General features: G+C 40.8%; 10 protein-coding genes. 7 read left to right on the top strand and 3 right to left on the bottom strand.

Annotated features, from left to right (window positions below):
* Positions 1-396: 396 nt before the first annotated feature.
* The 5 genes from QUA42_RS05155 (at position 397) to QUA42_RS05135 (ending at position 5,772) form a co-directional block, all read left to right on the top strand.
* Positions 397-1,356, top strand: coding sequence for a GDP-mannose 4,6-dehydratase (locus tag QUA42_RS05155; RefSeq protein ID WP_333135700.1), 960 nt, complete (start codon positions 397-399; stop codon positions 1,354-1,356).
* 91 nt (positions 1,357-1,447) lie between these two features.
* Complete coding sequence (gene rfbF, locus QUA42_RS05150) at positions 1,448-2,224, top strand: glucose-1-phosphate cytidylyltransferase (RefSeq protein ID WP_333135698.1); 777 nt, start codon at positions 1,448-1,450, stop codon at positions 2,222-2,224.
* Complete coding sequence (locus QUA42_RS05145) at positions 2,221-3,228, top strand: GDP-mannose 4,6-dehydratase (RefSeq protein WP_333135696.1); 1,008 nt, start codon at positions 2,221-2,223, stop codon at positions 3,226-3,228. Before rfbF ends, QUA42_RS05145 begins: the two co-directional genes overlap by 4 nt.
* 287 nt (positions 3,229-3,515) lie before the next feature.
* Complete coding sequence (locus tag QUA42_RS05140) at positions 3,516-4,841, top strand: class I SAM-dependent methyltransferase (RefSeq protein ID WP_333135694.1); 1,326 nt, start codon at positions 3,516-3,518, stop codon at positions 4,839-4,841.
* Positions 4,842-4,857: 16 nt separating this feature from the next.
* A complete protein-coding gene (locus QUA42_RS05135; protein WP_333135692.1) occupies positions 4,858-5,772 on the top strand; it encodes an NAD-dependent epimerase/dehydratase family protein in 915 nt (304 codons plus the stop codon).
* A 2-nt stretch (positions 5,773-5,774) separates the two neighbouring features.
* Here QUA42_RS05135 and QUA42_RS05130 read toward each other — a convergent pair whose 3' ends face one another.
* The 3 genes from QUA42_RS05130 to QUA42_RS05120 are packed head-to-tail and all read right to left on the bottom strand — an operon-like array spanning position 5,775 to position 11,149.
* Positions 5,775-7,124 carry a glycosyltransferase family 61 protein gene (locus QUA42_RS05130; RefSeq protein WP_333135690.1) on the bottom strand — a complete coding sequence of 450 codons (1,350 nt, stop codon included), beginning with the start codon at positions 7,122-7,124 and terminating at the stop codon, positions 5,775-5,777.
* Positions 7,125-7,154: 30 nt separating this feature from the next.
* A complete protein-coding gene (locus QUA42_RS05125; protein ID WP_333135688.1) occupies positions 7,155-8,120 on the bottom strand; it encodes a DUF4214 domain-containing protein in 966 nt (321 codons plus the stop codon).
* Positions 8,121-8,140: 20 nt separating this feature from the next.
* The gene (locus QUA42_RS05120) at positions 8,141-11,149 is read right to left on the bottom strand and encodes a tetratricopeptide repeat protein (RefSeq protein WP_333135686.1); all 3,009 of its coding nucleotides are present in this window, start codon (positions 11,147-11,149) and stop codon (positions 8,141-8,143) included.
* Positions 11,150-11,284: 135 nt separating this feature from the next.
* Between QUA42_RS05120 and QUA42_RS05115 the strand changes: the two genes are divergently transcribed.
* A complete protein-coding gene (locus QUA42_RS05115) occupies positions 11,285-11,458 on the top strand; it encodes a hypothetical protein (protein ID WP_333135684.1) in 174 nt (57 codons plus the stop codon).
* 143 nt (positions 11,459-11,601) lie between these two features.
* The coding region (locus tag QUA42_RS05110) for an SAM-dependent methyltransferase (protein WP_445301289.1) at positions 11,602-12,638 on the top strand (1,037 nt) is incomplete at its 3' end.

Below are 12,638 nucleotides of genomic sequence, written 5' to 3'. Positions count from 1 at the left end.
CTTTAGTCATTCGGCAGAAGGTAAAAATCCTGATATTTTGTACTTTTGAGTCGATTTCTAGCTGATTGGTTATTTCTGTTTTCGAGCGGTAGAGACTTTTGGCAGTCGATAGTTGGCGAGTAGAAGATGAAATATCGTAGGGACACAGGACTGCCCTGTCTCTACGATATTGGTAAGCTGCTACTCCCAGCTATCGAACTTTTTGCCATAATACTATGATTGGGCTTTCGGGTCTGCTTGATGATAAATTTGTTGTTTGTAGTAAGCGCTTAAAATTGCTTTAGTTAAGTTCTCGGAAAACCCCAAATATTAAAAAAATAAAAATTCCGACTATAAAAGTTAAAAACCTGAAAAAATAGCAACAGCTACGGTAGAGTTTTGGAAGCAAAATGTGGTATGAAAAAAGCGTTAATTAGTGGTATATCAGGTCAGGACGGAGCTTATTTAGCTAAACTGTTACTCGATCGAGGTTATGAAGTTTGTGGCACCTCCAGAGACGCCCAAATGTCTAGTTTCGGAAACCTGGCCCGTTTGGGCATCCGAGACAGAGTAAAACTAGAATCCATGTCTCTCAACGATTTTCGCAGCGTCTTGCAAGTGCTTGCCAAAATAGAGCCAGATGAGGTGTACAATCTAGCAGGTCAAAGTTCCGTCGGTCTGTCTTTTGAACAGCCCGTAGAAACCCTCGAAAGCATTGCCACAGGCACATTGAATCTCTTAGAAGCAATTCGGTTTACAGGCGGAAAAATCAAACTTTACAACGCCAGTTCCAGCGAATGTTTTGGGGATACCCGAGGCAATCCAGCCGATGAAAATACGCCTTTTCGCCCCAGAAGTCCTTACGCGGTGGCGAAAGCAACGGCATTTTGGGAAGTAGCGAATTATCGGGAAGCTTACAATTTGTTTGCGTGTTCTGGTATTTTGTTCAATCACGAGTCGTCGCTGCGGCCGGAGAGATTTGTTACCCAAAAAATAGTATCTGTGGTGTGCCGAATTGCTGCGGGTAGTTCGGAAAAACTGCATTTAGGTAATATTTCAGTGCAGCGGGACTGGGGTTGGGCGCCGGAATATGTGGAGGCTATGTATTTGATGTTACAGCAGGAAGAACCGGACGATTATGTAATTGCAACGGGTGTAAGTTATCCTCTGGAGGAGTTTGTGCAGACAGCTTTTGTTTCTGCAGGTTTGGATTGGCAGGAACATTTAGTAAGTGATGCTAGTCTCTACAGACCGACCGAGATTGCTGTTGGCAGGGGAAATCCGGCTAAAGCAAAAGAAAAATTGGGATGGGAGGCGAAGTATAAGATGGCTGATGTGGTGCGGATGATGGTAGAAGCGAGGATGGGTAAGGTGTGAGGATTTTTTCCTATAAAAATACCTCTTTGTTTGCAATAAATACCTGTTGTGAATTATCAGCGGTTGTGTACCCTTTTCAAGATGTGAAACAATGCAAGTAGTTATATTAGCAGGCGGTTTGGGGACACGTCTCCGAGAAGAAACAGAATTTCGTCCTAAGCCCCTAGTAGATGTAGGGGGGTATCCAATTCTCTGGCACATTATGAAGACCTATGCCCATTACGGTTTCCGGGACTTTATTGTGTGTTTGGGCTATCGCGGCAACATGATTAAGGAGTATTTCCTGAATTATGAAGCGATGAATAATGATTTTACTATTTGCTTGGGTCGGCAGAATTGCATTACCTATCACGAGGAACATCGCGAGCAAGATTTTAAGGTGACACTGGCAGAAACTGGCTCGGACACTATGACTGGAGGGCGGGTGAAACGTGTGGAGAAATACATTACTGATGATACCTTTATGGTGACATACGGTGATGGAGTTGCTGATATCGATATTGGAGCTTTAGTGGATTTTCATAAGGCTCATGGTAAGCTGGCAACTGTTAGTACAGTTCGTCCGATATCCCGATATGGTATTTTAGATGTGGACAGCCAAGGCAAAGTTCTGGAATTTACGGAAAAACCTCAAATAGATGGCTGGGCTAGTGCGGGATTTTTGGTACTTCACCGCAGCATATTTGAGGCTTTGAGCGGAGATGATTGTTTTTTTGAGCGAGAGCCACTAGAGCAGTTAGCGGCGCAGGGACAATTGATGGCCTACCGCCACGAAGGTTTCTTTTTTGCGATGGATACTTACCGCGAGTATAAATATTTGAACGAACTTTGGGATAATGGAGAGGCTCCTTGGAGGGTGTGGGAATGAGTGAATTTTGGCGCGATCGATCTGTGTTAGTAACTGGCTGCACCGGCCTTTTGGGTAGCTGGTTGGTAGCTGATTTAGTGCAGAGGGGGGCAAGGGTAACTGGATTAGTCAGAGACTGGGTACCGCAATCCAGACTTTACACAGAAAACTGGGATCAGCAGATTAACGTAGTACGCGGGTGCGTACAAGATTTACAAACCCTAAAACGAGCGATCAATGAGTATGAAGTAGACACAGTATTTCACTTGGCAGCTCAATCTATTGTGGGTATTGGCAACCGAGATCCACTAGATACTTTCGAGACAAATATTAAAGGAACTTGGAACCTGCTAGAAGCCTGTCGCCAAGTTGGGGGTGTCAGTCGCATTGTTATGGCATCTAGTGACAAAGCCTATGGAGACCAGCCAGTGTTACCCTACGACGAAACAACGCCACTACAAGGAGAACACCCCTACGATGTCTCTAAAAGTTGTGCTGATTTGATTTGTCGGACTTATTCTGTCAGCTATGGGATGCCAGTGTGCATAACCCGGTGTGGCAACTTTTACGGTGGTGGAGACTTAAACTTTAATCGTATAGTGCCGGATACAATTAGGTCAGCTTTGCGTGGCAAGCCAGTGGTACTCCGCAGCGATGGGAGTTATATCCGAGACTATTTCTATATTAGAGATGGGGTTTTAGCCTATTTACATCTGGCAGAGCAGATGGATAGAAGAGAAATATGGGGAGAAGCGTTTAATTTCAGTAATGAGTTGCAAATCCCGGTTTTAGAAATGGTGTGTAAGATTTTGGAAGTGATGGATAAGACTCATTTAAAGCCAATTATTTTGAATCAGGCTAAGAATGAAATCAAACATCAGTATCTGTCAGCAGAAAAAGCACGTAAGCTGCTGAATTGGCAAGCAAAGTATTCTATTGAAGAAGGTCTGCGGGAGACTATTCAATGGTATGAGCAATTGCTCAATCCTGACAGCAAAACATTGCCATTACTTATGCAAAAATAAAATAGCTTTGCCTTGCTTAGCTAGTTTTATTTCAAAAGGAACATCTCCAAAACTAGATGAACTGGAATCATAGTTGCCAGCCGTATGTCTAGTAAATATGTTTTTGCTGTTGACACTAGCTTTGAATAGCAGCTCACCGTCAGAGAATTTTTGCAAGTAAAACAAATGTGAGACTAGAGGCAATGACGATGCACTAATGATGCTAAGCTATTGATTTGCAGACAAGAGTATTAACTGAATCAACCAACTCGATCTACCGCTTGAATACTGACTCTTTGGAGAATCATATGACTCAATCTTCCCCCAGCCCCATTAAAGAAATCACTAAATGTCGAATTTGTGGCAACGAAAATCTCACCCCTGTTTTAAGTCTTGGCGAGCAATGCCTCAGCAGTGTTTTTCCAGAACAAGACTCCCCTAACCCATCAATTTCTCCTCTCGATTTAGTTCTCTGTGATGGCGATGATTCAAGTGATATTTGTCGGATGCTGCAATTCAAGCACACCGCTAATGTATCGGAAATGTACGGGACAACTTACGGCTACCGTTCCTCCACCAGTCGCACGATGCGTAGTCACCTAGAAGCAAAGATTAAACGCTTGCTAGACATCGTGCAGCCGAAGAAGGGCGATGTCGTATTGGATATCGGTTGCAATGACGGTACGGTGCTGAATTTGTATCGAGACCTCGACCTGGTTCGGGTTGGGATGGATCCATCAAGTGAAAAATTCGCTGATAATTTCGATCCCGATATTCAGGTTATTTATGATTTCTTTTCCGCCGATGGCGTTCGTGACATCCTTGGAGATCGTAAATGTCGCATCATAACTTCAATTGCGATGTTTTACGACCTTGAAGATCCCGTAGGCTTCATGCGTCAAATTCACTCAATACTGGCCCAAGAAGGGGTATGGGGTTTTGAATTGTCGTATATGCCTACGATGTTGACTAATCTTACCTACGATCAAGTTTGTCACGAACACATAACTTATATGGGTTTGCGCCAAATTTTTTGGATGGCCCAACGGGCTAACATCAAAATTCTGGATGTCAGCTTAAATGACATTAATGGTGGCAGTTTTGACATCATTGCAGCGCGGAATGATAGTACGCTGACCCCGAATCATCAAAATATCAAGAAGCTGGTTGATTATGAAGAGCCACTTACCACAATAGCTCCTTACAATCGCTTCCGAAATCGCGTCCTTCAACATCGCGATGAAGTGCGCAATTTTTTCGATTTAACCCGCGCTGCAGGCAAAAAAGTCTATGGCTATGGAGCATCAACCAAGGGCAATATTGTACTGAATTATTGCGGTCTTACGCCCCAAGATTTAGTTGCCATCTGTGATAAGCAACCTCAGAAAGACGGTCTGGTTACGCCCGGTACGCGCATTCCGATTATTAGCCAAGAAGAGTTGCGGCGCAATCAACCTGACTATGTATTCGTTCTCATCTGGCATTTCCGCCGCGAAGTGATTGAGGATGAGATTGAGTATCTGGAAAAAGGTGGAAAGTTGGTGTTTGACTTACCGCGTCTGCATATTGTCGATCGCGATAACTATAAGCGCTATTTAAGCGCTCCTTTTGAAGAATTAGCTTTTCCTTTGTAAATTAGGCCGATAAACCATGAAAAAAGTGCTAGTAACAGGTGCGACTGGTTTTATTGGTAGACACACGATCGCACCTTTAACTGATGCGGGTTTTGAGGTTCATGCTGTAACCTCTAAAATCTCAGTAAATTCAACAGATGTAGACGGGAAATGTTGTTGGCATACGATGAATTTACTAGATCCCATTCAAGTTAAAAATCTTGTGTCTACCATCCAGCCAACTCACCTGCTGCACTTTGCTTGGTACAACATACCGGGAAAATGCTTAGTAGCAGAAGAAAATTTCCTTTGGGTACAAGCTAGTTTAGAATTACTAAGACATTTTCGAGAACAAGGCGGGGAACGAGTTGTCATGGCTGGTAGCGCCTTGGAATATGATTGGAACTACGGTTACTGTTCGGAAGTTTTAACTCCAAGAAACCCCCATACAACTTACGGGGTTTGCAAAAATGCTTTGCAAGAAATGTTAAAAGCCTATACAGAAATCACTAAACTTAGTAGTGCTTGGGGGCGTATTTTTAACGTTTATGGCCCTTACGATCATCCCAAGCGTTTAGTTTCATCAGTTATCTGTTCTCTGTTGCGTGGCGAATCGGCTTTGTGTTCTCATGGTAATCAACTAAGAGATTATCTGTATGTTGAAGATGTGGCAAACGCTTTTGTTGCACTTTTAGAAAGTAATGTTGCCGGTGAGATTAATATAGCTTCTGGAAAGCCTGTAGCTGTTAAAGAAATTGTCTTAAAAATAGCTAAAAAGTTGGGTAAATCGGATTTAGTTAAACTAGGGGCTATAGTTGCTTCTGCTGAGGAACCACCCCTATTTGCTGCCAATGTCTCTCATTTGTCAACAGAAATGAGTTTTATACCAAAATATGATTTAGACAAGGGCTTAGATGAAGCTATTATTTGGTGGCAAAAACAACTAAACTGAATTTATTTTATTCCTGCAAGCTCTAAAATATCTCTTAGAGAATTGAGATTAACTATTACATCTTCATATATACCCCCTTTATAAATTACTTCTGCTAAGTAATTTATCTCAAGCCCATCTCCAACTAAATAATAATATTCCAGCCCCAAGTGATGGCTGAGAATATAATAAGTAAAATGTATATAATTTGGGGCAAATATTTCTATTACTTTCGTTCCTGGATTAGCAAAAACTAGATTAGTTAATCCAGCACCACACACACCAATTACCACTTCAGCCCTAGACATAAGTGCGACTTTTTCCAGCATTGACATTTTTTCAAAATAGACGGTTATAAATCCTAGGTTATTCAATAATTCTAAAACTTCATCTTCATTAACCATTCTCCGGTTGGAGCCCAGGTTTCTACTAATATATACCCGACCAGATGATTCAGAGGTGATTTGATCGATTAGAGGCATAAATTTGCGCCTCAGAAATTCGACTGACCATTTAGTGGGAAAGCATATAACACCAGGTAAAGATGGAACTATCAAACTTTTAGCTTTCACATGAGGATACTTTTGAATAGTCAGAACTTTTTTGGGGGGAACTCCTAAAATTTCTAAAGTTTCTTTGTAAAAATCAAAGGGATAAAAATTAAGTAAAAAGTAATCTATTTTATCTAAATCCAATCCACTTACTTCAAGTAGACCGAATCTGGGTAAAAAATCAAACATATAATGATACAAATTTGTACAAGGATTTGATGTAAAAACAACTACTGTACCTTCTATTTCTTTACAAATAGGTGGAAGATTTTTGCCTAAAAACATAAGTGGTTTAACTTCTTTTGGACAACCAGGCATTTGAGAGACATCAAGCAACAAGTAATTATCTGAAGTAATAACAGCAGTGTTATAAACACCAAATTGGTAATATCTTCCTTCTGAAAGAATACTAATAAATGTTTCAGGGCACTCAAATTCAAGCCAATACTCTCCTGTTAAATTTGGATGAATTTCTCCAGCAATTGTTTTGGCAATAGTTGTAATATTAGGATTATGAGGTGGATGTATTTCTATGTAGTGAGATTCTAAGTTTGAAGCTAAAGCCCATTCTTTTGTAGTAGCATAAACATCTTTTGGCACACCTACTGGCTGTGCGCTTTTTTCGCAAATATATGCTTGCTTTAAGTTACCTTTATGAAATAAAATTTTACTAGCGCGAGCAAGAATAGAGGAGTAAAGCCAAGGATCATCAAGAATTGAGTGATTTTGAGAATTGACGATTTCATCAATTTTTATTTTACAGATTTCATCTTGCAAATAATTTAAAAATTGATCTAAATTATCTTGCAAAGCTAAAAGCACAGCTTGTCCTAATATTTGTTCAATTAATAGTTATTGACGGTAAACTTGCATTTTACTATTTGAGTCGTTACCGGGGGCTAGCAGTTGGCCAAAACTAAGATAAACATCTTCAGAATAAGGATGAAGCAATAAGGTTTTAAGAAATTTACTTACAAACTTTACCTTTTCATCGCTTCTGTTTTGTCGGGCGCAAGAATCTGCCCAACGGCAGTAAGCTTTTACTAGATCGGGTTTAAGTAGTAAGGCCCAATGAAATCCTGCTATAGCCTCCTCCCATTTTCCTTCTTTGGCATACAATGAGGCTAAACGCCCTTGAATTTCCGAAGTTGTGGCTGATTGAAAAAATCTACACAAAGACTGAAATTCTTCTGAAGGTTGGATGAAACCAGTGATAAATTGTTTTCGCGTTTGATGTTGCTGTAGAATTTGCACTAATTCAGTAATACCTTCAGACGAATCTACTGAACGTTTCACATAAGCGGAGTAAACAGCTTGCACAAACTTTGCATCGCTTAGCTCACCAGTTACTTGTAAAAAGGCCTCGTCATTTGGTGGGAATTCTTCTAGTTGCAGTTGAGGTATGTTCTTGCTCTGCATCTGCTCTAATTGCCCATAAAAGTTCTCAGATTTTGAATTAGGAGCAAGTACTTGACGGTAGGCTGTAATTGCTTCATGTCTTTTTCCTTGTTGGGCAAAGAAAATCCCCAAAGACCAGTAAATATCATCTTGGGAAGCAGAAGCCCACCATTGACACAAAGACTGAAATTCTTGTGAGGGTCGGATAAATCTGGTGATAAATTCTTGGCGTGTTTTATACTCTTGTAAAATTAGCACCAATTCACTAATGCTTTCAGGGGACTCCACCCATCGCTTCACATAAACGCAGTAAACAGTTTGCACAAACTCTACATCACTCAGGTTTGTAGTTGCGTTCAAAAAAAAATTGTCATCGGGTGGGCAGTGCCACAGTAGTTTATGAATTAAGGGCTTGAACATAATTACTATCTCTATAAAGGCTATGTAATACCAGCCATATTTAGCAAGGCTTTCAGTGAAGCGATGTTGACGATTGTATCTTCAAAACCATCTATCTGATAAATGATTTGACGCAAGTAAGAGCATTCCAGACCATCGCCCATCAAATAGTAGTAATCAATTGCTAAGTGATGACTCATAATGTAGTAACACATACCCACATTGTGAGGAGTAAAAATTTCTATAACTTTAGTCCCAGGATTACAAAATAGCAGATTAGTCCCTCCACCGCTATGCTGAGTTACTATGACTTTAGCGCTGGACATCAAGGAAATCTTTTCGGCTATCGAGATTGATTCGGCCGTAATAGTTACAAACCCCAATTTATCCAAGACTTCTATCACTTCAGCTTCATTGATAATTCTCCGATTTCCTGCAATACTCCTACTGATATATATACGCTCTGGATGCTCTAATTTTGACTTAGCTGCCGCCAATAAAAATTTACTCCGGAGAAAATCAGTGGCCCATTTAGTCGGGCAACAAATTATGCCTGGGTAAGATGAAAGAACCAACCTATCCGCTTTCACATGAGGGTATTTACTACCATCTATAATTTTATTTTCTGGAATTCCCAATATATTTAGTGTTTCTTTGTGAAAGTCAGACTTATAATTGGGAACTACAAATTTGTCTATACTATCCAGTTCTATCCCACTCAATTCTATTAGTCCCAACTTGGGAAGCGCATCAATTATCCAATGGTAGTATATCGCACTTGTATTACCTGATAAAACTGCTACTGTACCATTAACTTCGTGAATAGACGGCAAACAGAGTTCTGATAAGTTTCCAGGGTTTATGAAACTAGAAACATCTAGCAATATCTGATTGTCAGCCGTGATGTAAGCAGTCTGCCTACCGTCAAGCTGACAGTACCTTCCTTCTGGCACTACAGCAACAAAGGTAGCTGGCGATTCAAAATTACTCCAATTCTTCAAACCAGGATGGACATCTTCATCTAGTGTTTTCGGTAGTGGGATTTGGATTTGATGACTAGGATGTATATCTATATAGTGACTTGACTCCGAGCTCAATTTAACTGCCCACTCTCTAGTTGAGGGATAAAACCCTTGCAGAGGAGTAACGGGCTCTGCTTTTTGGAAACAACTATTTGCCTCATCTATTTTACCTTGTTGCAGCAAAATATTTCCCAAGTTTCTGAGAGCTTCAGGATAATTAGATGAACTCCCTTGATTAATTAGCTCTTCCAAACAAGATACAGCTTCATCTAATTTACCTTGTTGAGTCAGGCTACTTGCTAATGCTAGATAGGCATGGTAGTGGATTTCAGGTTGTTGCAGAGCTTTTTTGTAATACTTTATTGCCTCATCTATTTGAGTGGTCTGTAATAAGATATGCCCAATAAAAATGTAAATATTTCCTTTACTGGGCTGCATTTCAAGTGCTTTTTTGTAAAATTTAATGGCTGCGTATAGTTGATTTTGTACTGAAAGAATATGCGCAATATTTAGGTACGCTTCACCTTGGTTTTGATTGATAGCCAGAGCTTCTTGATAATATTTTATCGCTTCGTCTAGCTGATTTTTTTGTTGCAGTAGCTGACCGATATTGATATAAATTTCTTCGGGAAATTGAGGTCGATTTGGTTGCTCAATTAACAATAGTGAATTTTTATAAGCTTCTATTGCTTCATCTACCCGACCTATTCGTGCTAGAATTTTTCCTAAACAGGCATAAAATTCCGCTGAGTATGATTTATTTAGTAAAGCAATGAAAAATTGGGATCTAATCGCAACCTGCTCATCATATTTGTTCTCTAAAACTAGATATTCAGCCCAACGGCTATAGCCTAATGCTATTTCAGGTTTTAGTAAAACTGCATGATGGAACGAGGTAAGGGCTTTATCCCATTTCCCTGCTTGTGCAAACAAGGTTCCCAATTGCCAGTGAACTTCCTCCAATGAAAGTGAGCAGAATTGTTTGTACCTTGATTGAAATTCCATTGAGGGTCGGATGATTTCGGCGATTGTTTGGTGACGAGTTCGACCACTTGATCGAATAACTTCAACGAATGACGCAACTTCTTCATCATTGAGAGAGCGTTTCATATAGGTGTAGAAAAGTTCTTGGACGAAATCTGCATCACTGAGGTGGCTAGTTTTTTGCAAAAAGGCTGCGTCATCCGGGGGAAATTGCTGCAGATAACTAAGCTTAGCTAACGCTTTCCCTAACTGCTCATCCGACATGAAAAATGAGTTAATATCTATTGCTTTCCGGTATGAGAAAACGGCAGATTCTAGATCGCCGAGTTGTTCTAACGCTTCCCCTAAAAGGTTGTGAACTAAAGCCTCTTGTGGATTAAGCTCGATCGCTCTCCGATATGTGTCGATCGCCCCCCGCCCATCTCCCTGTTTCGCTAAAGCATTCCCCAAATCCAAATAAATTTCAAAGTTATCTGGTTGAATATTTAGCAGGTTGCGGTATGCTTGCACGTCATTTGGATTTAGTTGTACTGCACGGCGGTAGGAGGCGATCGCCGCCTCCAAATCTAACTCTCTTCGCTGTTGTAAAAGATCTGCTATGCAGCCGTAAATCCAATCCACATCCGGGTTAAGAATACTTGCTTGGCGGTAAGCAGCGATCGCCTCATCTAACCGGCCCAGTTTCACCAAACTCTGCCCCAATCCACAGTAAGAACCAAAGTGATCGGCATTGAGTTCAGTAGCTTTACGAAAGGCAGCCACTGCTTCCTCCCACTGTTGCTGTCGATCTAAAGCATCCCCCAAGTGATGATAAGACCAAGAAAAATCCGGGTTGAGTTCTATGGCGCGGCGGTAAGATGCGATCGCTTCCTCGAATTGACGGAGTTTCGCTAGAGCTTCCCCTAAATTATGGTGAGACCAATAGAACTCAGGATTTAGCTCAATAGCACGGCGAAAAGCTGCGATCGCCTCCTCCAGATTCCCTGACTCTACAAGTCGATCGCCCTCGTCCAAATAATCAACGGCAGTTTTTTTCGCTTCCATCTTGAGTTAGTGTCAATCGTGCTAAGCTGATGAACCACTTCAGGTTACACTAAGTCGTGTACCTTTGACAAGATGTAACCTTAATGACCTGACCTTAGTGTAAACTGTGGTTGAATCCCGGAATCTTGAGAGGCGATGTACTTGATGTTGCAGCACGAACAGCCAGAGGGCTGGGTAAGTGCAACAGGTGAAAGTCATCATGCGTTGTCAGAAATTTTGGCGACAGTGATTGATGCCAGATTAAATCGGCAGGAACATATAGCGCTAGACGCCAGTCTTAATAGACTAACGGAAATTGCTGTAATATAAGCCGCGCTTAATGATCATTGTATGCGAAAATTGTGTTGACGTGTAGATGAGTCAAATGGAATCCTTGTCAGTATTACTTACGTCAATTCACACAAGTCTCAAAGCCGACTAAATTTAATGTATAAAAGACAGGAGAAGCCACAATGCAAGAATGGAAAAGAACGTTCTCTTTCAATAAAAAAGACTTTTATTACAATCGTATAAATTTTAACAATCCTACCGAGAGAGCTGTAGAGATACCTATTGCTTTTAATTTTCTTGCCACTATAGAAAAGCGAGGAAGCATACTTGAAGTGGGAAATGTACTATCTCATTATGAAAATCATTTGAGTGAAACGCTTGGTATAACATCAAGACGAATTGTCGATAAATTTGAAGTAGAACTAGGGGTAGATAATGAAGACTTAATGAACCTGCCGTCGGAAGAAAAATACGACGCCATTGTCTCACTTTCTACAGTCGAACACATTGGACAAAAAGGAGATCCCTCTGGTGGATATGGAGAGCAGGCCGAAAACCGTGATCTGGAAGCTCCCTTAAAAGCAATTGCTAAGATATACGACCTACTGGCTCCTGATGGCAAAGCCTTGATTACCGTTCCTTTTGGGAAACTTATAGATGGGGAATGGTATATTCAGTTTAGTAAAGAGTATTTGTATTTATTAGGTAAAAACTATGGAATTCCGAAAGAGGCTGTCTCAGTTAATTGTTTAAAGCTAATAGACAGAGAAACAACTGACCGTGGTTTTAACGTGCTTTGGGAAGAGTTAGATGCTCTTGAACTGAGTTATGTGGAATACGGCTCACCTTTTTCTCAAGCAAATGCGATCGCAGTTATCGAGCTTTCCAAGCTTTCAAGTGATTTTCACTTAAAATTAAATGTCGAGCCGAGTCCTCTGTTATACAATATGCCCTATGAGACGCGGACAGAATTTGAGCAAAACAAGGCTCTGCTACAGCAAACTCAAAGTGAATTGGCAGAATTTAAGTTGCAATTGCAACTGAGTCAGAGCGAAGTGGAACAATCCCAAGCACTCCAGCAGCAGACTCAGAGTAAATTAGAACAATCCCAGTTACAACTGCAGCAAACTCAGAGCGAATTGGAACACTCCCAAGCACTACAGCACCAAACTCAGAGTGAATTGGAACACTCCCAAGCACTACAGCACCAAACTCAGAG

It is taken from the genome of Microcoleus sp. Pol11C2, from assembly GCF_036701505.1.
In the GTDB taxonomy this organism is placed as follows: Bacteria; Cyanobacteriota; Cyanobacteriia; order Cyanobacteriales; family Microcoleaceae; genus Microcoleus.
This window is presented reverse-complemented; position numbering and strand designations above follow the sequence as displayed.